At 65.5% G+C, this 21,637-nt stretch carries 19 protein-coding genes and 1 pseudogene; 14 read left to right on the forward strand and 6 right to left on the reverse strand.

All coding sequences use genetic code 11. The features are described from left to right. The first annotated feature begins 175 nt into the window (after positions 1-175). The 9 genes from AABD04_RS24590 to AABD04_RS24630 all read left to right on the forward strand — a co-directional run bounded on the left by AABD04_RS24590 (position 176) and on the right by AABD04_RS24630 (position 9,971). Entirely contained in the window at positions 176-1,261 is a 1,086-nt protein-coding gene (locus AABD04_RS24590) for a hypothetical protein (RefSeq protein WP_243595732.1), read from the forward strand. A 23-nt stretch (positions 1,262-1,284) separates the two neighbouring features. Continuing rightward, entirely contained in the window at positions 1,285-2,433 is a 1,149-nt protein-coding gene (locus tag AABD04_RS24595) for an HpcH/HpaI aldolase/citrate lyase family protein (RefSeq protein ID WP_341442849.1), read from the forward strand. Further along, entirely contained in the window at positions 2,430-4,763 is a 2,334-nt protein-coding gene (locus AABD04_RS24600) for a phosphoribosyltransferase (protein WP_341442850.1), read from the forward strand. The genes AABD04_RS24595 and AABD04_RS24600 overlap by 4 nt, the downstream gene beginning before the upstream one ends. Further along, the gene (locus tag AABD04_RS24605) at positions 4,760-5,563 is read left to right on the forward strand and encodes an HAD family hydrolase (RefSeq protein WP_341442851.1); all 804 of its coding nucleotides are present in this window, start codon (positions 4,760-4,762) and stop codon (positions 5,561-5,563) included. Before AABD04_RS24600 ends, AABD04_RS24605 begins: the two co-directional genes overlap by 4 nt. Before the next feature lie 39 nt (positions 5,564-5,602). Then, positions 5,603-6,985, forward strand: a complete 1,383-nt coding sequence (locus AABD04_RS24610) for a PPE domain-containing protein (protein ID WP_341442852.1) — start codon at positions 5,603-5,605, stop codon at positions 6,983-6,985. A 38-nt stretch (positions 6,986-7,023) separates the two neighbouring features. Beyond that, positions 7,024-7,734 carry an ESX secretion-associated protein EspG gene (locus tag AABD04_RS24615; RefSeq protein ID WP_341443138.1) on the forward strand — a complete coding sequence of 237 codons (711 nt, stop codon included), beginning with the start codon at positions 7,024-7,026 and terminating at the stop codon, positions 7,732-7,734. 84 nt (positions 7,735-7,818) lie between these two features. After that, complete coding sequence (locus AABD04_RS24620) at positions 7,819-8,418, forward strand: DUF2975 domain-containing protein (protein WP_243595623.1); 600 nt, start codon at positions 7,819-7,821, stop codon at positions 8,416-8,418. Continuing rightward, a complete protein-coding gene (locus AABD04_RS24625; RefSeq protein WP_243595624.1) occupies positions 8,418-8,645 on the forward strand; it encodes a helix-turn-helix domain-containing protein in 228 nt (75 codons plus the stop codon). The genes AABD04_RS24620 and AABD04_RS24625 overlap by 1 nt, the downstream gene beginning before the upstream one ends. A gap of 84 nt (positions 8,646-8,729) precedes the next feature. Then, complete coding sequence (locus tag AABD04_RS24630; RefSeq protein ID WP_341442853.1) at positions 8,730-9,971, forward strand: TerD family protein; 1,242 nt, start codon at positions 8,730-8,732, stop codon at positions 9,969-9,971. Here AABD04_RS24630 and AABD04_RS24635 read toward each other — a convergent pair. From AABD04_RS24635 to AABD04_RS24645, 3 genes are all read right to left on the reverse strand, one after another. Beyond that, positions 9,946-11,499, reverse strand: a complete 1,554-nt coding sequence (locus AABD04_RS24635) for a glycosyltransferase family 87 protein (protein WP_423228191.1) — start codon at positions 11,497-11,499, stop codon at positions 9,946-9,948. The two genes, AABD04_RS24630 and AABD04_RS24635, sit on opposite strands and share 26 nt — an antisense overlap. A gap of 11 nt (positions 11,500-11,510) precedes the next feature. Next, positions 11,511-14,006, reverse strand: a complete 2,496-nt coding sequence (locus tag AABD04_RS24640) for a transglycosylase domain-containing protein (RefSeq protein ID WP_423228192.1) — start codon at positions 14,004-14,006, stop codon at positions 11,511-11,513. A 339-nt stretch (positions 14,007-14,345) separates the two neighbouring features. Beyond that, the gene (locus tag AABD04_RS24645) at positions 14,346-14,777 is read right to left on the reverse strand and encodes a DUF5318 domain-containing protein (protein WP_283273679.1); all 432 of its coding nucleotides are present in this window, start codon (positions 14,775-14,777) and stop codon (positions 14,346-14,348) included. Between the two features lie 317 nt (positions 14,778-15,094). Between AABD04_RS24645 and AABD04_RS24650 the strand changes: the two genes are divergently transcribed. Next, positions 15,095-15,625 carry a GNAT family N-acetyltransferase gene (locus AABD04_RS24650; RefSeq protein ID WP_341442855.1) on the forward strand — a complete coding sequence of 177 codons (531 nt, stop codon included), beginning with the start codon at positions 15,095-15,097 and terminating at the stop codon, positions 15,623-15,625. A gap of 32 nt (positions 15,626-15,657) precedes the next feature. On the opposite strand, the gene AABD04_RS24655 is transcribed toward AABD04_RS24650, so the two are convergent. Continuing rightward, the gene (locus tag AABD04_RS24655; protein WP_341442856.1) at positions 15,658-16,065 is read right to left on the reverse strand and encodes a hypothetical protein; all 408 of its coding nucleotides are present in this window, start codon (positions 16,063-16,065) and stop codon (positions 15,658-15,660) included. A gap of 164 nt (positions 16,066-16,229) precedes the next feature. Between AABD04_RS24655 and AABD04_RS24660 the strand changes: the two genes are divergently transcribed. After that, the gene (locus AABD04_RS24660; protein ID WP_243595629.1) at positions 16,230-16,820 is read left to right on the forward strand and encodes a PadR family transcriptional regulator; all 591 of its coding nucleotides are present in this window, start codon (positions 16,230-16,232) and stop codon (positions 16,818-16,820) included. After that, complete coding sequence (locus AABD04_RS24665; protein WP_341442857.1) at positions 16,813-17,895, forward strand: inositol-3-phosphate synthase; 1,083 nt, start codon at positions 16,813-16,815, stop codon at positions 17,893-17,895. The genes AABD04_RS24660 and AABD04_RS24665 overlap by 8 nt, the downstream gene beginning before the upstream one ends. Positions 17,896-18,104: 209 nt before the next feature. On the opposite strand, the pseudogene AABD04_RS24670 reads toward AABD04_RS24665, so the two are convergent. Next, a pseudogene (locus tag AABD04_RS24670) lies at positions 18,105-19,765 on the reverse strand (transposase). A gap of 114 nt (positions 19,766-19,879) precedes the next feature. Beyond that, positions 19,880-20,230: a nuclear transport factor 2 family protein gene (locus AABD04_RS24675; protein WP_341442858.1), complete on the reverse strand. Its 351-nt coding sequence runs from the start codon at positions 20,228-20,230 to the stop codon at positions 19,880-19,882. A gap of 109 nt (positions 20,231-20,339) precedes the next feature. Between AABD04_RS24675 and AABD04_RS24680 the strand changes: the two genes are divergently transcribed. Together AABD04_RS24680 and AABD04_RS24685 are read left to right on the forward strand one after the other, a co-directional pair. After that, positions 20,340-20,759, forward strand: coding sequence for an MmcQ/YjbR family DNA-binding protein (locus tag AABD04_RS24680; protein ID WP_243609438.1), 420 nt, complete (start codon positions 20,340-20,342; stop codon positions 20,757-20,759). Then, a complete protein-coding gene (locus AABD04_RS24685; RefSeq protein ID WP_341442859.1) occupies positions 20,750-21,637 on the forward strand; it encodes a LysR family transcriptional regulator in 888 nt (295 codons plus the stop codon). The genes AABD04_RS24680 and AABD04_RS24685 overlap by 10 nt, the downstream gene beginning before the upstream one ends.

Below are 21,637 nucleotides of genomic sequence, written 5' to 3' on the forward strand. Positions count from 1 at the left end.
AGTGGGAATGTCCGGTTCTTGGACGTACTCTGCCAACGAGTCCGACATCGCCAGGGTTCCCGTCAGTACTATCGAGCAGGTGACAAGTCGCTGGCCTGGGGTGTTCCGCCGAGGTGCCGAATCCGACGCCGCCGCGCGTCGTTCCCAGGACAACGCTGTCGCCGCTTTCCTCGATATGGACAAGCGCCAGTCCATCGCCTCGGCAGGCGTCGAGGCCACCACCGCTCTGCGGCCGCAGGATCGACTCGCCGGCCGATGGGCCGACACCGAGAAGCAATGTTTCGACGCCGGAGCCGCCTACCTCGCCGCCGTCGATCAGTTCGACGGAATCACCACGGCCGCTGCCAGATCGGCATTCGACCGCGCGACCGCACTGCTGTACGACGCGAGCGCGGCCGTGGATCGGTTCTACGACGCCCATCGAGCCACCCTCGAGCAAGCGTCCGCTCAGTTCGCAGCTACCCCGCGGCTGGTCCAGGACGCACTGGCCGAGGCCGACGCAGCTCGATCCACAGTCGACGAACAGTTTGTCGCGTATCCATCGCTTCGCCAGGCATGGCGCGAACTCGATTCGGCAACAACGCAATTGCAGGCCGATCAGCGTGACCCTCTGCGCGCCCGAGAGCACGCGGCCCTCGTCCGCGACCGGGCTGCCGAACTGCGTGCGGCCGTCGAGTCTGCACCGGGGCGTCTCCAGGAAGCCCGAACGGCGCTGGCGTCGGTGCGCACCCGAATGGAAGCCGTACGAACGAGATCCGAGGGCATCGCTCCCGCTTTCTCGAGCTTGCTCCGCGAGTTCAACGCCAAGAGCTCGGCAGACCTGTCACGAAACGAACGGTCGAGTGCGCGCCACATCGAGCAGGCGGACGAGGATCTGCGCGCGGCGAGGTCTGCACTCGACGCAGGCAATCCGGAGCAGTCGCTGGATCTGGTCACTCAGGCTCGCCAACACCTGAGCGATGCCGAACAACTCGTCGACGCGGTCACCGACCGCGTGCATCTCCTGCGAGCGGTCAAGGCGGATCCGAAGGAGACCGAGAACAAAGTACGGTTCAAACTTCGTGACGCTCAACAACTCGCGATCAACCGCGGTCTGGTTGCCGAATGGGGCTCGGTGTTGGATGCTCAGCTTGCCCGGATCGACAGGGCGAGCACCGCGCTGACGGGTACCCACCCCGACTACTGGTCATACCTGCAGGATCTGGATACCATTTCGGACTTCATCGCAGGCGTGATCGACCGCATGCGTAACTCGCACTGATCACATTCACACGAAGGACAGTGGTGCAACACTTTCGCCATCTCGACGCAGACACCCGTGAACGAGTGTTCTTCATCCAGCCAGAAGACATCGAGACGAGCGACGGAAACAGCCTCGTGGCAACAGCTCTCGGGGCAACTCTGTACATTCCGGCGACACGCCCCGACCTGACTGCGACGGTGAACAAACGCACCGAAGAGGGCGTGCGGTCCATCGTCATCGATCTCGAAGACGCTGTAGCGGACCATGATCTGGAAGAAGCACTGGCCAACACCGTGCGAACTCTGAACGAACTCTCGGGTTCGAGATCACTGGTGTTCGTCCGGGCTCGCACCGCCGCGCACATCCGGAGCATCTGCGCCTCCCTCGACCACGGTGCCGCCGGACTCGCCGGATTCGTCGTACCGAAGTTCACGGCCGCACGCGGAGCCGAGTTCCTCGACGAGATCGTCGCCGCGTCGCACGCACACGGCACGCGCCTGTTCGCCATGCCCGTCCTCGAATCACCGGAGGTTGTGCACCGGGAGACACGCGACTCGGAACTGGTCGCCATTCGTGAACTCCTCGGCCGCTACCGCGAGATCGTGCTGGCCGTGCGCATCGGGGCCACCGACATGTGCGGCACATTCGGCATCCGCCGCGACCGCGACCTGACGATCTACGACGTCCGCGTCGTCGCCGACGTCATCAGCGCCATCGTCAACCACCTGGGCCGGTACGACGGATCCGGATTCGTCATCACCGGACCCGTGTGGGAGTACTTCGCAGACCACGAGCGCATGTTCCGTCCCCTGCTGCGACAGACGCCGTTCGCCGACCAAGAGGCTGTGCGCTTCCGCCAGCAGCTGGTCAGCAGCGACCTCGACGCCCTGCTGCGCGAGGTGGCCCTCGACCGAGCCAACGGCATCCAGGGAAAGACCGTCATTCATCCCTCGCACGTGCCTGCTGTGCATGCGCTGTCCGCGGTGACGCACGAGGAGTATCACGACGCACTCGACATTCTCTCCTCGGACCAGGGTGGCGTGCAGGCGTCCGGCTACCGCAACAAGATGAACGAGCTGGGTCCGCACCGCAATTGGGCGAAGCAGACGGTGTTGCGATCCAAGGCATTCGGCGTCACCAACGAAGGAATCACGTTCGTGGACCTACTGACCGCATTGGCACAGCGATGAACGCGAACCCGGCGGACGGGATTGCTCTGACCGACACCGGTTCGTCGTCGTCGTGGACGGCGACACAGTTGGTGCGGCCCGGTCTGCGGCGCAACCCCCGCCGCGCCCACCTGTTGGTCTCGACCGTGCTCGGCAAACACATACCCGTGGATCCGGACGTCGTCATCGCGGCCGGCAGCGAACTGGCCGCCCTGGTGCGCACCGCGGTCGAGGGTGCCGATGTCGACGTTCTCGGATTCGCCGAAACGGCAACGGGATTGGGCCACACGGTCGCGACTGCTCTGGGCGCGCACTGCTACCTGCACTCGACGCGTCGCTCCGTTCCCGGCATGACCGTGCACGGGGAGTTCGAGGAGGGCCATTCGCACGCCACCGACCACCTGCTGATGCCCACCTCGGCCGATCTCCTCGCCGGCGACCTGCCGTTGATTCTCGTCGACGACGAGATCTCGACCGGAGCGACCGCACTGGACGCGCTGCGGCAGATTCACTCCTCGGCCGAGCGCACGCACTACGTCATCGCGTCGCTGGTCGACATGCGCACCGACGACCATCTGGCGGCGGCTGCCGCGGTGGCAACAGAACTCGGCGTTCGGATCGACAACGTGAGCCTGGCCCAGGGGTCGGTGGAACTGGAGCCGGGTCTGGTGGAGACGGTGCTCGCCCTGCCCGACCCGGTATTCAATCCCATTGCTACACAGTCCGGTACGGTTCGACGCGTCGACGCCCAATGGCCGTCGACCCTGCCCGACGGCGGACGCCACGGATTCCTCCGGTCCGACGCGGCAGGCTTCGACTCTGCGATCGATGTTCTCGCAGGCAGCGTCGATGCCTCGCTCCCCGAAGCGGGATCGGTGGTCGTCATCGGCCACGAAGAGCTCATGTACCTCCCGCTCCGACTGGCGGCGGCGCTGCAGAAGCGGGGGCACCGTGCGCTGTTCCAGACCACGACACGATCGCCCGCATACGTACTCGACGTGGAGGGTTATCCGCTGCGCCGTGGCTTCGAATTCGCTGCGCCCGAGGACGAATCGGGACTGCGCTATCTCTACAACGCGTCCGCCCCACACGACGCCACGCTGGTGCTCGTGGCCGACGCCCCCGCAGACACCGAGAACCTCACGGCGGCAGCCCGGACCCTTGCTGCGTCGGGCATCGACGTACTCCTGGTGGTCGTGACGGGGGCCGATCCGGTGGCGCTCGAGATGGCTCGGCGGGCACGTCCGCTCCGCGGACCCGAATTCGGTTCGTACGCAGCGGAAGAAGTCACCTGGTTGCTCAAGGACCTCTCGTCGGTCTCACTCGAAGCAGGAATCGAGGAGCGGGAGAAGCGTATCCAGGCCGGTGAGGCACATTACGCAGAGACGCTCCCGGTCGAATATCAACCCGACCTCGCCTACCGCGAACTGTTCGAGAAGGTACTGCAGGAGAGCGCGTCTCGGCTGGCGGTCGCCGTGGGAACCGTCACCGAGGTCGTGCTGGCCGAGCGCGGACGCGGGATCGTCCTCGCGTCCCTGGCTCGAGCAGGCACACCCGTCGGCATACTGATGCGCCGCTGGGCATTCGCGGCGCACGGCATCGAGATTCCGCACTATGCGGTGTCGATCGTGCGCGATCGGGGCATCGACGCCGTGGCACTGCGCTACCTCGCAGAGCACCACGACTCGCGCTCGGTGGTGTTCGTCGACGGCTGGACCGGCAAGGGTGCGATCGCCCGCGAACTCACCGCCGCACTACGGGATTTTCCCGGGGCCGAGTTCGACGACGATCTGGCCGTGCTCGCCGATCCGGGCAACTGCGCTCGCACCTACGGGACCAGAGACGACTTCCTCATCGCGTCGGCCTGCCTCAATTCGACCGTATCGGGATTGGTATCGCGAACAGTGCTCAACGACAGCCTGATTCGTCCCGGAGACTTCCACGGTGCCAAGTACTACGCGGATCTCGCACCCGACGACGTCTCGCGTCACCTGCTCGACACCGTCGCTGCGCGATTCGACGATGTCCGCGACGAGGTCGCCGCCTCGGTGACCGCCGTGCTCGCCTCCGACCGCACCCCCACCTGGTCGGGATGGGCGTCGGTCGAGAAGGTCCGCGCGGAGTACGGAATCTCGCACGTCAATTTCGTCAAACCCGGCGTCGGCGAGACCACGCGGGTGCTGCTGCGCCGAGTCCCGTGGCGGGTGCTGGTGCGAGACGCCGAAGCGCCCGAGCACGAACACATTCGGATGCTCGCCGCGGCCAGGGGAGTGCCGGTGGACGTGGTTCCCGATCTCGCGTACTCGTGCATGGGGCTGATCAAGAACGTCTCGAGCGGAGAGGCGTCGTGAGCGCCCTCGTCGCTGTGGATCTCGATCGCACGATGATCTTCTCCGAGGGCGCACTCGGTGTACCCCTGGACGATACGTTCGAGTGCGTGGAGATGTACGAGGGAAAACCACTGTCGTACATGAGCTCTCGCTCGATGTCTTTGCTTCGGGAGTTGAGCGAGACCATGGTCGTGGTACCGACCACCACGCGAACCATCGAACAGTTTCAGCGGATCACGCTGCCCGGTGCACCCTGGCGGTACGCCATCACCAGCAACGGCGGCAACATCCTGGTCGACGGTACGCCCGACTCGAGCTGGCGCAACGGGTTCGAGTTGGATCTGGCGGGCATCGGGGCAGAGTTGAGATCGAGGGTCTCCGAGGACTGGGTACTCAAGTACCGCGAGGCCGACGGCCTCTTCTGCTACCTGGTGGTGAACACGGCCGCCGTGCCCGACGGGTTCGTCGCAGAGTGGTCGCAGTGGTGCGCCGCTCGCGACTGGAACGTCTCACAGCAGGGTCGCAAGATCTACACGATGCCGAACGCGGTGTGCAAGAGCTCCGCGGTGGCCGAGGTTCGTTCCAGGCTCGTTCAGGACGGCACGCTCGACGCCGATGCCCGAGTCTTCGCCGCAGGTGACGGCGCACTCGACGCCGAGATGCTCATCGCTGCCGACGCCGCGATCCGTCCGCGGCACGGCGAACTCGAGTTGCTGGGTTTCGCCCGCCCCGGGCTCACGGTCACCAACTCCTCCGGCGTCCGGGCCAGCGAGGAAATTCTCGAGTGGCTACGGAACCGAACTGCCGTGCGCCGCGTCTAACTGGTCGTCGGGGAGACAGACGCAGGGCAAGGGGTGGGCATGACGGATCCGTACGAGGAACTCGCAGCAACGATCGACAACATCGTCAGCAGTACGTTCGTGACGCCGGTGGGTCCCGAATTTCTCGACTCCGTTCTGGACGCGGCATTCGAGAAGGCGAACGTGGCCCTCGACTACCGCGGCGAGTTCGAGCCGACCGAAGTGGTCATCACCGAGGCGTTCGAGGTGATGCCGCACGAGGAGATCGTGGCCGTGGTCGGATCGCTGGGCACAACCACCATCGTGAACTCGTCCAAGAACTGGAACGACTTGTCCGCTGCCGCAACCACCGGATCCGACGGCTTTCGTTCCGGCATCGAGGCGGCCATGACGTCGGGCTGGTCGGGGCCGACGGCCGATGCCGTCCGCGGCGGTGTGGGCAACTACGTTTCGTCCGCGACCGCGCTGTCCACCTCGATGAGCTTGATCAGCAACAAATTGCTCGAGGCGCACTCCGGTTTCACGCAGACACAGTCGAGGATGCCACCGGTGGTTGCGGCCGGAAGCAGCATCATGATCGATGCCCTTCTCCCCGTTCCCTTCGCCGCCAAGGAAGCCGTGTCGGCCCGAGAGGAGCAGCAGGAAGAAGCACGCCGAATCATGCGCTCGGTCTACGTACCAGGGGTGCTGCAGTCCGATTCCCAGGTCCCGGTGCTGCCTGCCGCACACAATCCCGTCGCCGACGGTGGCGTGTCCACCGGCAGCTGGGGACTCGGCAATTCCGCCGGGGGCGGAGGTGGGGGCATCGGGTCGACCTCGCCCGGCGGCTCCGGTACCGAGGGCGGGGCTGATTCGGTAGCGCAGACGCAGGCCGGTGGCGCGGAGGCTGCCGGGGCGGGTCGTACCGATTCTGCTGCATCGGAGCAGCCCGGGTCCGGTGGTTCGGGTTCGCTGCCTCCGGCCGACAACTCCGGTGAAACGCGTGCCGCATCTGCCGCGCCCGGATCTGCGGGCGGCGGTGTGAGTTCCGGAGCAGGGTCCGGCGGCTACGGCGGAACAGGGCACGGTGGCAGCGGCTTCGGAGGGTCCACTGGTTCGGGCTACGGCGGCGGTGCGGGATACGGAGGCGGTTCCGGCGGAGGTTCCGGTGCCGGGTCGGGTTACGGCGGCTCGGTTCTCGGCTCTCCGATCGGCGGCGGGACGGGCGGCGGCGGTGCGGGCAGCAACGGGGCGGGCGGTCCGGGCGGCGCAGCTGCGGCGTCGGCCGGCCGCGCGGGAGCGCACGGCATGCCGGGAATGGGTGCCATGGGCGGAGCGGGCGCGCGCGGAGCCGGCGACAACGACGGCGAGCACGCCACTCCCGGTTACCTCGTCGACGTGAGCAACGGCAGCGAACTGATCGGTGACCTGCCCCTGGTCGCACCGCCGGTACTGGGCGGCTGACAATGACGAGTTGGACCTTGCAAGGCATCGACTTCATGATGCTCTGTAGCCGCTACGGACGAGACCGACTGCCGTACCCTCTGGCGGTGACCATGGACGTCGACACCGTGGACGAACTGCGACAACTGCGACAAGAGGCGTCGGCGAGGATCGACGCGCTGATGAACGACGAGCTCAGCACAGCCGTACGGACCATCGTGGACCCGATCGTCCGAGTCGAATGCCGTAGTGACACAACCGATTCCCCGCACACCGGCCTACGCGCGCACGCAGCGATACGGCACGATGTGGCCGCTGTGCTCACTCAGCAACCGGGGCCCGACGCCTCCTGCGGCGGTTCCGTCACGATCGAGTTGACGAGCCCTACCCGCGCACCGGCCCGAGTCCTCGGATCGCTACCGGCCGACGTCGCTGGGCGCCGACCGGCTGCCAGACTCGAACACGTCAGGGGCGCAACCACGTCGGGTGGGTCCCACCTGTCCACCGCAACACGAGGGGCGACCGCGGACGAGCAATTCCGATCGTTCTTCGACCGACCGCGGTCGGCAGTGGGCGAAATCATCGTCGCGCGCGGGACGACCTACGACAACCGACGCGATACGGACGCCGTCTCGTTCTTCTGGATGGACTTCGAGCAGGACGGCCGCTACCTCGTCCGCTCCGCAGAGTCGATCGACATCGTGCCTGCCGATACCGCTGGGCTGGCATCGGAGATCGGACGGCATGTGGCGATCGCGCTGAGGCGGTGATGGCGGCCGGCCCTTGACACCGTATCGATTTTCGATAGGTTATCGATATTCGTTATTATCGACTATCGATATGGAGGCGGCGGAATGGCATACGGACTGGGCTCGGCACGAGCCAACACATGGGCAATGGCGTTCTACGCGGCTGCAGCAATGGTGTGGTCGGGGAGGAGGTTGTGGGAATACCACTCCTCGGACTACGTCAGCGCCGCCGTCACGCCTCGGGAGGGCTCTCCAACGCTCGACCTGTACGGCGGACAGTTGCAGCCGGGCAACGCCATCGAGCTCAGTGTCGCCAAAAGCGACGTCCAGCGACTCATCGGCATGATCGACTTCATGAGGTACGGCGAGATCGTGGCCGGCGGAATCCTCATCCTGGTGGGGATATTCTTCGCGTACCGATTCTTCGACAATGTCATCAAGGAAACCCCGTTCAGCACCCGTGCCAGCATCGACCTGGCCGTGGTTGCCGCCTGCCTGGTGCTGTACCCGGTCATCACCGGAGCTCTTCGAGTGATGAGTACGAATGCTGTTCAGGGCGCGCTCGAGACGACCGAGCTCACCGATACTGCACGGAGCCTCGGCGCGTTCTGGCTGGCCGTGATCGTCGCGATCGTCCTGCAGTTCGTCTACGCGGTTCTCCGGCAGGGCACCAAGCTCGCTCGCGATGCCGAGGGCCTGGTCTGATGGCCGAAGAGTTCGTCGACCACCTTGTCGTCTGCCATCTGGGCGAGATTCTCGACGCCCGCGGCATGACGCTCGCCGAACTCTCCCGTCTCGCGGGAGTCAGCGTCGTCAATCTGTCGGTGCTCAAGAACGACCGCGCCAAGGCCATCCGATTCTCGACGCTCACCGCCGTCTGCCGCGTTCTCGGCTGCACACCCGGCGACCTGTTCACCCTGCGCCCGATCTGACGTCCGCTCGGCCACACCAGTCGGACAAATCGAACAAGTACATTGGATGACGGTAACCAGCACTACGAGAGAGAGTCCATCACATTGTCTGCTCCGGCCGGTCAACCGTTGTCCAAGGGTCAGAACGGCCCCCTCACCGTCGGTGACGTCGTCATCTCCATCTCGCTGGCCGTACCCGCGGACCTGTCCGCGCTGATGGTCACCGACGCCGGAAAGGTGCGCACGGACGCCGATTTCGTGTTCTTCAACCAGCCCACCGGCCCTGGCGTCCGCCTCGAGCCCGGCCAGGGCGGACCGGCTCGGCTCGCCGTATCGCTCGCGTCGATTCCCACCGATATCGAGCAGATCCGCGCGGTCATCACCCTCGACGACGCGTCGAGCAACTTCGGTCGATCCGCCGCGCCCGTTGCACGCGTGAGCGACACGGCTGGAAATGTGTTGTACGAGTACACGATCGACGGCTTGAGCTCGGAGTCGATCGTGATCGCACTGGAGATCTACCGTCGTCATGGTAGTTGGAAGGTCCGAGCCGTCGGGCAGGGCTACGCCGGCGGGTTCGCCGCGCTGGTCACCGACCACGGTGTGTCCGTGGACGACGCACCCGCTGCCGCGCCGACACCTCCTCCCGCTCCCGCCACTCCACCGCCGCCGGCCACTCCACCGCCACCCGCTACGCCGCCGGCACCACCGGCCGCCCCGGTCCGCACCGAGGCTCCGGAAGTCAGCCTCACCAAGTCCAAGCCCGTCAGCCTCACCAAGGGTCAGAAGGTCACCCTCCGCAAGGACGGCGGGGTGGCTCTCACGGTCATCCGCATGGGCCTCGGGTGGGACCCGGTGACCACTCCGAAGAAGGGCGGATTCTTCGGTGGCGGCGGCCGAGCCGCGAACATCGACCTGGACGCGTCGGCGATCATGCTCGCCGACCGCAACGTCAACGATGTCGTCTACTACGGGCAGCTCAAGGCCAAGGACGGCTCGATCGTGCACCAGGGCGACAACCTCACCGGTGAGGGCGAGGGCGACGACGAGGTGATCGTGGTCGACCTGACGAGGGTGCCCAAGCACGTGACCGGCATCATCTTCACGGTCACGTCCTACCGCGGTCAGACGTTCGAGCAGGTCGCGAACGCATTCTGCCGTCTGGTGGACAACACCACCAACACCGAACTGGCCCGGTTCACCCTGCAGGGCGGCATGCCGTTCACCGGCCTGGTGATGGCGAAGGTGTACCGCCAGGGCAGTGAGTGGAAGCTTCAGGCCATCGGCGACGGCATCCAGGCCAAGCACGCCGGTGAAGCCGTCAAACAGCTCGGCCGCTATATGTGACCTTGCGGGCAGTTGTCGTCCGATCTGCAGCGCCGTCGAGCACGCCACCGAGCGGGTCGACGGCGCTGCCGTTTCGAATCAGATCCTCGGCCGGACGGTAGATCTGCCGAACGATCAACGCGCACAACCCGATCACGGCGACGTCGCGCACCACGACGGTCGCAGTGAACCACTGTTCGGGTAGACCCTTGTTCTCCACTCCCAGGTAGTAGTACATCCGCGGGAACCAGACGAACGCGTCGATCGCCATCCACGCCAACAGAATTCGGCGATGCGGCAGGGCAAGTACCGCCAGCGGAACCAGCCACAGCGAATACTGCGGGCTCCACACCTTGTTGGTGAGCAGGAACCCGGCCACCACCAGGAACACCAGTTGCGCGAGCCGTGGCCGTGTCGGTGCCGTCGTGCCGATGTACGCGATCAGCGCACACACGATGGCGAACAACACGAGCGTCACGGCATTGAGAACCAAGGGCTTGTCGCCGGGGTAGAGGGGCCCGTCGAAACCGGTCCACCCGGTGAACGAAGTGACGACGTTGTACAGCGAATCAGGGTCGGCTCCGCGTTCGGAATTGAGCCGGAAGAACTCGTACCATCCCGCCGGATACAGCAGTGCGAGAGGCAGATTGACCGCCAGCCAGGCCCCGATCGCGGAACATGCGGTGATGCCCCACTCGCGCATTTTTCCGGTGCGCCAGCACAGCACCAGCAGCGGACCGAGGAACAGCAGGGGATAGAGCTTGGTGGCACCGCCGAGACCGATCAGAATTCCGGCCAGAACCGGCCGCTTCTTTGCCCACGCCAGAAGCCCGGTGAGCGCGAAAGCCGTTGCGAGAGCGTCGAAATTTGTGAAGCCATGCACGATCACCAACGGTGAGGCCGCCACGAGGGCCGCATCCCAGATGCGGCGTCCGGCAGCTATCGCGGTGGCCCAGACGGTGACCAACCAGGCCACGGCCAGCCCGAGGGCGACCACGTTGAAATACACGACGACCGGCAGCGCCTGCGGCAGGAAACTCAGTGAGTTCCACACCTTTCCGACGACCATCGAGCCGTACTGGTACAGCCCCGCAAGCACCGGGTACTCCATGTACCGAATCTGGCTGGACCCGTCGGCCTTGGTTTCCTCCCAGGACTTCTTGTACGGGAACGCGCCTTGGTCGAGTCGCTCCGCGCCGTAGAGCGGCACGGTGTCGGAATAACACATCGCCACGTACTGCCGACTGCCGCTCCAGTCGAGTCCCAATTCACCGCCCGGCCCCACCGGGGCCTGCTGAATACACGCAGCCTTGGCGAACCAACCGAAGCAGAGGAAGACCACCGCCAGCAGCAGAACGACGCGTAGTGCGGTGAACCAGCGCTGCCGACCGATCAGCGCGTGCTTCCCGACCGGACCACCGATGACCGAGGACAGTTCCCCGGTCATCGGATCGGTGCGACTGGGCAGATCGCGGTCTGCGGCGTTCGCCGAGTCGAGGCGACCGGGGCTGGCCACGGCTCGACCCTTGCGGTCGGGTTCGGTCGTCACCGCTGGAGTCGTTACTGCCCGGGCGCCACTGGTTCGGGCGCTGCCGGTTCGGGTGCCGCCGGTTCAGGTTCCGCGGGCTGCGCCGGTGCCAGCCCGGGTAGTGGAATGGTCACGCCGGGCAGAATCTCGACCTGCCGCGGAGTGATGACCACCGGCGGCGAGATCTCCGTCGGAATCGGCAGAGTCACCTGCGGCGGAGCTGTCGACGGTGCCACCGTGGTCGTCGGGGCCGGTGCGGAGTACTGCGGCACCCCGGCCTGACCCGCGATGGCCTCGGGCGTCGGAAAGGTCTCGTTCGAGGTGCCGTCCAACGTGCCGTCCATCGTGTCTTTCCAGATGTCCGACGGTAGACCCGAACCATAGATCGGCCCGCCGTAACTGTTCTCGAGCGGCAGACCCTGCTCGGTGCCGACCCACACCGCCGTGGACAGCGACGGCGTGTAGCCGACCATCCAAGCGTCCTTGTTCTGTCCGGTGTCTCCGAGCTGAGCGGTACCGGTCTTGGCTGCCGACTGACGTCCGCCGGCCAGATTGTGACCGTTGGAGTAGCCAGCGATCGGACGCATCGCCGAGGTCACGTTGTCCGCGACTGCGGCCGAGACGACCTGCTGGCCCGCCTCGGGAGCACGATCGAGCAGCACAGTGCCGTCGGCCGTGACGACCTTCTGCACGAAGTGCGGAGTGTGATAAACGCCGGACGCCGCCAGTGTTGCGTAGGCCGAGGCCATGTCGATGACGCGCGACTGGTACTGGCCGAGCACGACGCCGTAGTTCGGGCCTGCGTTGTCGGGCTCGGTCAACGTGGGGCCGACGCCGTCGATCTCCTGCGGGATGCCGAGCGTGTGAGCCATGTCCGCGATGGCCTGCGGACCGTTGTCCATGCTGAGCATCATGCGGTAGAAGCTCGTGTTCAGCGACCGCTTGAGCGCCTCGGCGATGGTGCAGGTTCCGCAGGATGCGCCCTCGACGTTGCTGATCTCGATGCCGTTGACGTCGAGCGGAGAACTGTCGTACATCTTGGACAGCGGAATGCCCTGGTCCAGCGCGGCGGCCAGACCGAACACCTTGAACGACGATCCGGTCTGCAACCCGGACTGCGCGAAGTCGAACCCTCGTCCGTCCGCGCCGCCATAGTACGAGCGGACCGCACCGGTGCGGGGATCGATCGACACCGACGCCGTTCGCAGCTCCGACGGCTCGCCCTCGAGATTGCTGTTCACGGCCTCGACCGCAGCCGCTTGAGCCTTCGGATCGATGGTCGTGGTGATCTGCAGCCCCTCGGTATTGAGGTCCTGATCGCTGACCCCGACTGCGGACAACTCCCGCAGCACCTGAGCCTTGATGAGGCCGTTGGGGCCGGCATCGTCGGCGTCACCGGAGTCGACCTGTGAAGTGGGGACCACCGCCGGAAACATCATCGCGGCCCGCTGGGTCGCGTCGAGCTGACCCTGCGAGACCATTCCGTCGAGCACGTAATCCCAACGAGCTTGCGCTCCCGTGGGATTGACCTCGGGATCGAGATTCGAGGGCTGCTGAATGACAGCCGCAAGGACCGCACCCTCTTCGACGGACAGCTGATCGACGGACTTGCCGAAATACGCCGTCGACGCCGCTGCGATGCCATACGCACCGCGGCCGAAGTAGATCGTGTTCAGGTACGCAGCGAGAATGTCGTCCTTTGACCACTGACGCGCCATCTTCGAGGCGATGACGAGCTCACGCATCTTTCGGGTCAGCGTTCGATCGTTACCGACCAACGCGTTCTTCACGTACTGCTGGGTGATGGTGGAGCCACCACCGGCACTGTCGCGTCCGAGCACGTTGTCGCGGAGGGCTCGGCCGAAGCCCGTCACCGAGAATCCGGGATTGGAGTAGAAATCGCGGTCCTCGGCCGAGAGCACGGCATTACGCACATGCTCCGGGATCTGGTCGATCGTCACGTCGGTGCGGTTGCCCTCCGGTGGCACCACCTTGCCGAGGACGCTCGAGCCGTCGGAGGCGAAGATCGTGGCGACCTGATTGGTCCTGATGTCGCCCGGACGCGGCACGTCCTCGACGGTGTACGCCACCATGAACGCCAGGATCGGCACGATCAGACCCACGGCAATCAACGCATACAACGTGCGCCGAGCTACCCGCCACTTGGACTTCTTCTTCGTATTCGCGGCGGAACCTCTTTCGGGCGGCTCGGGCGGTTCGCTGCCCGAGGAGAGAACTGATGGATCGTTCGGTTCGTGGGGTGGTGGCACAGCACCGGACCGGGTGACGCCCGTCGGGGCGCCGGATCGAACCGGAGGCGCGACGGGCGGCTCCCCGTAACGGCGTTCACCGTAGGGGCGGTCGCCCGCGGGACGGCCGCTCACCGGATCGACCGGCGGCCTCCCCTGCGGAGGACGCCCCTGTGGCGGCATCGGACGCTGCCCGGGGGGCGGTTCGGGGCGCTGACCGGGAGGAGGCCCTGGTCGCTGCCCTGGAGGCGGCATCGGAGGACGACCCTGTGGCGGCATCGGACGCTGCCCAGGGGGAGGTCCGGGTCGCTGTCCGGGAGGAGGCCCGGGGCGCTGACCGGGAGGAGGCCCTGGTCGCTGCCCGGCAGGCGGCATCGGAGGACGACCCTGCGGCGGCACCGGACGCTGCCCGGGAGGGGGTACCGGACGACGCCCGGGTGGATCGGAATGTCGACTGCCGCGCGGCGACCCGGGCACGTCGGGACGCCGTCCGGAGTCGCTACGGCCCGGTTCGTTGCTACCCGGGTTGTTGTCGTAGGGGGAACTCACGTACGAATCTCCAGTAATTTCGGCGGCCGCGTCGAATTCTCGGTGGATGGGATCAGCGAAGCGATTGTGTCATTCACTCGCTGTTCGACGGTTCGGTTGACGGGAACCCGATCGCGGACGACGGGGTTGCTTGGGCGCAGGGACGGCCCCGAGGACGTAGGACTGGACGAGGTGGTTCCAACTGCACGACCGACACACCTCGACCACGTGAACCGAGAACTCCTCCTGGGTCGCCGCGAGGCGGACGAGTTCGTCCGCCGTTCTCGCCGACCCGGACAGTGTCCCCAGCTTCTCGCCGAACACCCAGGACACCAGCGTGAGCTGCTCCTTGCGGCAGATGGGACAGACCACGTCGCTGCCACGACCGTGGAACTTGGCAGCGCGCAGCAGGTACGGATCTGCGTCGCAGACCGCTGCCACACCCGTCCTACCGGAGTAGACCTCGGCCAGCAGCGACCGACGCTGAAGGGCGTAGTCCACCACCTGTCGCTGAAGTCGCACGAGGACCAGAGTACGTGCGGGCCCTCCGATGCGGACCTGCGAACCCCGCCTCGGCAACGAGAAGGTGCCGTTCGAACCGCCGGAAACAACGCGTCACCTGTGCCGACACGGTCGGCCCCTCGGATCCGGCAAGAGACGGAGATCGCACGAAGATGGCCTCTTCGATGAGCGTCACCCTGCCCGGGCGGCATGGACCGACTCGGGCTGCCGACCCTGGTCGTGCCGTCGATCGGTGCGACCAATCATCTTGGGGGTGTGCCTACGCGCAGTTCCGATCACGAGATCGAAGCGAGGATCTGATCCCTACACTTGTTCGCATGTTCGCCACATCGGGAATCCACGTGCGCCCCCGACGACACAGCGACCTGACCACCCTTCTGCCCATCCTGCAACGTGCCCACGAAACACACCGGTACCCCGTGCGCGCAGCAGCGGTGCGAGCAGACTGGCTTTCCCCACCACACGAACTCGCAGCGTGGGTCGCCGAGTACGACGACGCCGTCGTCGGCCATGTCGCGCTGCACCCGACGGCAGCACCGGAAGCCGATCCCGGCGCGGACGACGCGAGTGCGCAGTGGCAGCGAGCAACGGGGGTTGCTGCCGATCGGCTCGCTGTGGTGTCGCGATTCGTCACCGACGGTTCCGTACCGGGCAGCGGAACCACCTTGCTTGCACACGCAATCGATGCAGCGCGCGATGCAGGCCGCGTGGCGGTACTGCTCGTCGACCCGAGTAGCGCCGCCCTCGGCTTCTACCGCAGGCGAGGTTGGCGACAGATCGGGACGTCTGCGCAGCAGTGGGGTGAGTATCGAGTCGACGCAGCGCTGATGGTGGCACCGGCTCGCTGAACCGACAGGCCACTCCACGTCACACCGCTCGATCACGCCACCAGAGCGAAAAGGGCACACGTCACAGCACCGCAAAAACGTACGCGGTCCGCTGATCGCAGCCGACTCATCAGGTGTCCGTTGCGTCCTGCACGCCCCAGTTCGCCATGGGTGGGGGCAGCCACGAAGGCAGTCGCCGCCGCGGAGACCACCGCACCCCCAACGCTTGCCAAGACGGCCGCGTGGATGGGCCCGGACACCAACACCCAGAGACACGCAGCAGCGAGCAGTCCGTAGACCGGCCCGACGACGAGGGTCATCCGCCGCGAATGCGCGTCGTGGGCACGCGACCAGTCGTCGTCCGGAACCTCCGCCAGCGCCGGGTAGACGACGCCGGTCACCACCATCTGAAAGCCCAGGTGGAGGGCAGCGGCGGCGAGAAGCGCGTCGACCGGGGTCATGTGCCGCACGATACGTCCAGGGACTCGTCCGCCGTTGATCGGTGACGTCCAGCGATACACGCCACCAAGTTGTCAGAATATGTATCGGCGCGATACATTCTCCGATAGTGCAGTCAATCGCATCGTCGTGTTGTGATCGCAAGAAATAGAGAAGGGGGAGTTGCATGCTCGAGCTGGCAATTCTCGGTTTGCTTCTCCAATCACCCATGCACGGCTACGAGCTCCGCAAACGGCTGACCGGCCTACTCGGAGCTTTTCGAGCGTTTTCGTACGGATCGCTGTACCCGGCACTCCGTCGACTACAAGCCGACGGTCTCATTGCCGAGGACGCCGGTCCCGACTTGCTCGTGAAGAGACGAGCGAAACGGGTGTACGTGCTCACCCCGCTCGGCAGGGAACGATTTGCCGAATTGGTGGCCGACACCGGACCGCAGAACTACACCGACGACGGATTCGGCGTGCATCTTGCCTTCTTCAGTCGGACTCCAGCGGAAGCTCGAGTTCGCATCCTCGAAGGCAGACGTCGCCAGGTCGAGGAACGCCGAGAAGGCCTCCGCGACGCTGTGGCCAAGGCGAACGGGACACTCGACCGCTACACCAGGCAGCTACACCAGCTCGGACTCGAATCGAGCGAACGCGAGGTGCGCTGGCTCAACGAAGTCATCGCAGCCGAGCAGGCCGAACCCAACACAGCACCGTCCCACACAGCACCGAACATGACAGTCAAGACAGAAGGAGAACCCGACCATGGGTGAGAACAACAACGCAATCCGCGTGGCCATTGTGGGTGTGGGCAACTGCGCCTCATCCCTGGTCCAGGGTGTCGAGTACTACAAGGACGCGGACGAGAACGCCAGCGTTCCCGGCCTCATGCACGTCATGTTCGGCAAGTACCACGTCCGCGACGTCGAGTTCGTCGCCGCGTTCGACGTGGACGCCAAGAAGGTCGGCTTCGATCTCTCCGAGGCCATCTTCTCCAGCGAGAACAACACCATCAAGATCGCCGACGTACCCCCGAAGGACGTCCACGTCCTGCGCGGACCGACCCTCGACGGCCTCGGCAAGTACTACCGCGAGACCATCACCGAGGCCGACGGCGACGCCGTCGACGTGGCGCAGGCCCTGCGTGACGCCAAGGTGGACGTTCTCGTGTCCTACCTCCCCGTCGGATCCGAAGAAGCCGACAAGTTCTACGCACAAGCCTCCATCGACGCAGGCGTCGCCTTCGTCAACGCACTCCCCGTCTTCATCGCCAGCGATCCCGTCTGGGCCAAGAAGTTCGAGGACGCAGGCGTCCCCATCGTCGGCGACGACATCAAGAGCCAGGTCGGTGCCACCATCACCCACCGCGTCATGGCCAAGCTGTTCGAGGACCGTGGCGTGCAGCTCGACCGCACCATGCAGCTCAACGTCGGCGGCAACATGGACTTCCTCAACATGCTCGAGCGCACCCGCCTCGAGTCGAAGAAGATCTCCAAGACCCAAGCCGTGACGTCGAACCTCCAGCGTGAGTTCAACGCAAAGGACGTCCACATCGGACCGTCGGATCACGTCGGCTGGCTCGACGACCGCAAGTGGGCCTACGTCCGCCTGGAAGGCCGCGCCTTCGGTGACGTTCCCCTCAACCTCGAGTACAAGCTCGAAGTATGGGACTCGCCCAACTCCGCAGGCGTCATCATCGATGCAGTCCGCGCCGCGAAAATCGCCAAGGACCGCGGCATCGGTGGACCGGTCATCCCGGCTTCGGCCTACCTGATGAAGAGCCCGCCGAAGCAACTGGCCGACGACGTCGCTCGCGAACAGCTGGAAGCGTTCATCATCGACGCATAAGTGCCTGCGGCAGTGGTGTGACTGAGTGCCCCCGGCGGCACCCGTCCGCACCACTGCCCACCGCCCGCCGGTCCACTCAACGTGACATTGACCCCCGAAAGGGGCTGTCGCATTTTGAGTGAGCGGCAGTTCGACGTTGCGAAGGGGTGGCTCGGGTTCGATGCCCGGGTCACCTCTTTTTCGGCGTTGGGGTGCTCTGTTCCGCTGGGTCAGGCCAGCGCTGCGTTGGGTGCGGCGGTCAGGTGGGTGAGAATTTTGCCGATGTTGTGCACCGCGGCATGGAAGGACCATTCACTCGTCGCTCGGTCGAGGCCGCAGCTGGTGAATCGCCGGAATCCGAGGTTGTGTTTGGCCTGTCCGAACGGTGTCTCGGCGATGTGAGACCGTTTGCGGTACGTTGCGATTCCCTCCGGGGTGGATAATCGTTCGGCCATCCGGGTAATCGAATTACCCTGCGCTGGTGCAGGATCCGACACCGGCGTAGCTACGGCCGCGGCAGCGGCGGCTTCGAGTGTCCGCGATTTTCCGGTGGCGATCAACCGGTCCGGGCCCGGTGCGTCGAGGTTGTCGATCGAGCAATAGCCGGCGTCGAAGAGCATGATTCCGATCGACGGCTGCTCGGCCTGCGGTGGTGCGTTGTCGGCGATCACTACCGCCGCAGCGACCGCTTTGTCGACCATCTTCTCGTAGTAAGTGACATCGGAGGGGCTGGTGCCCACGCCGGTGGCGATGATGATGCCGTCCTCGGCGGTGAATGCTTGGCAGTTGTAGCCCTGCACCCAGCCACCACCTCGCAGCGGCTGCATCCGAGAATCCGGATCGGTGATGTTGCGCCGCAATACCGTTGGCGTCGTGCGCTCCAGAGCACTGTGCTTGGCGACCGCCTTCGACACCGAGGTGCGTGCAGCGATCACGCGGTAGTGATCCTCGACTGGAACCGGAACCTTGCCTTTCGGTTTCCCGCCGCGCCGCGCAGCAGCATCGGCTCGCTGCCGGTACCGTGCCTCGGTGGCCTCGTGTCGTGCGATTTCCCGTGCCAGACGCCGGTGAGCAGCGGCTACCTGCGCGGCGAGCGGCACCCGACCCGCCGGGGACTTCCCGGCATCGAGACGCTCGAGATGACCCTCGGCAGCGGTCCTGGCGGCCTTCTCGCGGGCATCGTATTCGGCTTCGATCTGCGCCAACGCCTCCGCGATCCGCTTCGATCGCGACGTCGGGTCGGCCAACTCGGCAGGAACCCTGCCTGGTCCGGGATCGTCCTCGCCGTAGAGTTCGTCCTCGGAAGCATCGACGTCGGCGTGCGCTGCGGCCGCTGCGGCAGCGATCTCGCGTGCCCGGGTCTGAGCAGCCTTCGCCGACTGGCTTCGGCGGCGGCCTTCAATCCTTCCGCGCTGCGATTGGCTCCGATGGAGGCGTTCGAGGCGATCTTGACCCCATCGAGAGCGATGGTCCCCAACGACCCCAAACCGACCCGCGCCGCCAACGTCAACACCTGTGCGAACAGCGACTCGCAGGCCGCGTGGTTGTCTTTACGGAACCGAGAGATCGTGGCGTGATCGGGGGCATCGCCGGCGCAGATGACCCGGTAGGACACCACATCGGTGCACGCAGATTCGATCTGGCGTGAAGACCGCATCCCTTTCGACCAGCCCCAGATCAGCAGCGTGAGCAGCATGTCCGGGTCGTATCCGGCGCGCCCGACCCCACCGAGTCGACGCCCGGTATGAAACGCCGAGGTGTCGAGATGAGTATCGACGATGTCGATGAGCGTCCACACCGGATGCTCCGCCGGTAACCATTCGCGCATGTCCGGTGGAATCAGAAACTGTTGATCACGATCGACCGGTCGATAGCCCTTCGCCACCAACACATTGTCCCGCACCACCGACAATGGGGCGCCTCGACACTCGAGACGCCCCACCATCAAAATGCGACAGCCCCAAAGGGCCACCAAATGTCACATTGAGTACCGGCGGGCGTTCGCTTATCCGGCCGCGAGGATGGCCCGGGGATCGAAGGTCACCGTGATCTCCCGGATTCTTCCGGCCTCGATTCGCTGCCAGTTGGCGGTAGTGGCCGGCGACGCGATCGACGTGTGCAGGTCGAACCACGTCAGTACGTTCGGACCGTCGACGAAGACGTGTGCGATATCGATGTCGGTGACGATCTCCGACATTCCTTTCAATCCGGCCACGCATTCGGCACCGTTGACCGCTGTGCCGAGTGGCCCTCGGAACGTCGCGTCCTCGTGCAGGATCGACGCCAGAGTGTCGAAGTCCTTTTCTATCCAGGCCTCGAAGTAGGTCGCTGCAACTTGTTTCGGTGTCTGTGTCATGACATCGAGTCTCGAAAGCCCCGGGGCCAGAAGTCCAACAGTTGATTCAGCTGATTGCCAGAACATTTACTCATAGCCGCAGCTAGACAACACACGCTATCGTTCTGGCGTGGCCATCGATCCCACCTCGAAGCATCCGGTCCTCGAACGCGTCCGCGCGCTGGCGTTCGCCTATCCCGAGGTGTCCGAGAAAATCTCACACGGTCGGCCGACCTTCCGCACGGCCTCGGTGTTCGTCTACTTCGGTGGTGGCGTCAAGGGCGGCGACCAATACGACCTCTCGATCCTGGTCAAGTGCGAGAGCGTCGAGGAACAGCGCGCCTGCGAGCTCGAACCCCGGTACTTCCACCCCGCCTATCTCGGACCGGCCGGCTGGGTGGGATTCGACCTGAGCGATGCCGACGACGACGTCTGGGCCGAGGCCGCCGAATTGATCGACTGCAGCTACCGCGTGACTGCCCCGAAGCGCAACATCGCCAGACTGAATTCCGGTGAGGGCCCGAATCTGGGGACTCAGCAATGGAATTGAGACAGCTGGAGTACTTCGTCGCGGTGGCCGAGGAAGCGAACTTCACTCGCGCAGCAGCCCGGGTGCACATCAGCCAATCCGGCGTCAGCGCCCAGATCCGAGCGCTCGAACGCGAACTCGGAGCCGAGTTGATCGACAGATCAGGCGGCACAGCAACATTGACCACCGCCGGTCAGGCCGCGCTGACGCAAGCCCGTGCGACGCTGGCCGCTGCCGGCTCGGTCAGGCAATCCGTCGACGACGTTGCCGGACTCCTGCGCGGCTCGCTTCGCGTCGGGATGGTCACCGCCTGCACCGTCCCACCACTGTTCGACGCGTTGGCCCGCTTCCATTCGGCGCATCCTGGCGTCGAACTGACTCTCCAGGAGGACAATTCGGATCGGTTGGTCGCCGATGTGCGCGCCGGAGAATTGGACATCGCACTCGTCGGCGTCGCGGCTCAGGCCCCGGACGGATTGGCATCGATGGTGGTGATCGACGAGCGAATCGTCGCGGCCGTTCCACCGCAGCACCCTCTGGCAGCACAGGACGAGGCGACGTTGGCGCAGGTGTGCGAGCACCCGATCGTGGCCCTTCCGCCCGGCACCGGCATCCGTGCGGTATTCGACCGGGACTGTGCCGGAGTGGGATTGTCGCCGTCGATCACGTTGCAGGCCAGCGCCCCCGACGCCGTGGCCGACCTCGCTGCCCGCGGCTTGGGGGTGGCGATTCTCAGCGCATCGATGATGGACACCTACGCCGATCGATTGACCGCGGTGGAACTGACGGACTCGACCACCGCAGCACTGTTGGCGCTCGTCTGGGCACCGCAGCCGAACGCCGCGTCCGCGAAGTTGGTCTCGATGGCCGAAGACGCCTTCGGTGCCGCTGCACTCTGA

This window comes from Rhodococcoides navarretei (assembly GCF_038069675.1).
In the GTDB taxonomy this organism is placed as follows: Bacteria; Actinomycetota; Actinomycetes; order Mycobacteriales; family Mycobacteriaceae; genus Rhodococcoides; species Rhodococcoides navarretei.

Excerpts from the sequence above, each read along its gene's own strand:
- AABD04_RS24590 (WP_243595732.1), top strand. The coding sequence starts at position 176 with ATGGACAAGCGCCAGTCCATCGCCTCGGCAGGCGTCGAGGCCACCACC.
- AABD04_RS24600 (WP_341442850.1), top strand. The coding sequence starts at position 2,430 with ATGAACGCGAACCCGGCGGACGGGATTGCTCTGACCGACACCGGTTCG.
- AABD04_RS24610 (WP_341442852.1), top strand. The coding sequence starts at position 5,603 with ATGACGGATCCGTACGAGGAACTCGCAGCAACGATCGACAACATCGTC.
- AABD04_RS24615 (WP_341443138.1), top strand. The coding sequence starts at position 7,024 with ATGCTCTGTAGCCGCTACGGACGAGACCGACTGCCGTACCCTCTGGCG.
- AABD04_RS24620 (WP_243595623.1), top strand. The coding sequence starts at position 7,819 with ATGGCATACGGACTGGGCTCGGCACGAGCCAACACATGGGCAATGGCG.
- AABD04_RS24625 (WP_243595624.1), top strand. The coding sequence starts at position 8,418 with ATGGCCGAAGAGTTCGTCGACCACCTTGTCGTCTGCCATCTGGGCGAG.
- AABD04_RS24640 (WP_423228192.1), bottom strand. The coding sequence starts at position 14,006 with ATGCCGCCACAGGGTCGTCCTCCGATGCCGCCTCCAGGGCAGCGACCA.
- AABD04_RS24650 (WP_341442855.1), top strand. The coding sequence starts at position 15,095 with ATGTTCGCCACATCGGGAATCCACGTGCGCCCCCGACGACACAGCGAC.
- AABD04_RS24655 (WP_341442856.1), bottom strand. The coding sequence starts at position 16,065 with ATGACCCCGGTCGACGCGCTTCTCGCCGCCGCTGCCCTCCACCTGGGC.
- AABD04_RS24660 (WP_243595629.1), top strand. The coding sequence starts at position 16,230 with ATGCTCGAGCTGGCAATTCTCGGTTTGCTTCTCCAATCACCCATGCAC.
- AABD04_RS24665 (WP_341442857.1), top strand. The coding sequence starts at position 16,813 with ATGGGTGAGAACAACAACGCAATCCGCGTGGCCATTGTGGGTGTGGGC.
- AABD04_RS24675 (WP_341442858.1), bottom strand. The coding sequence starts at position 20,230 with ATGACACAGACACCGAAACAAGTTGCAGCGACCTACTTCGAGGCCTGG.
- AABD04_RS24685 (WP_341442859.1), top strand. The coding sequence starts at position 20,750 with ATGGAATTGAGACAGCTGGAGTACTTCGTCGCGGTGGCCGAGGAAGCG.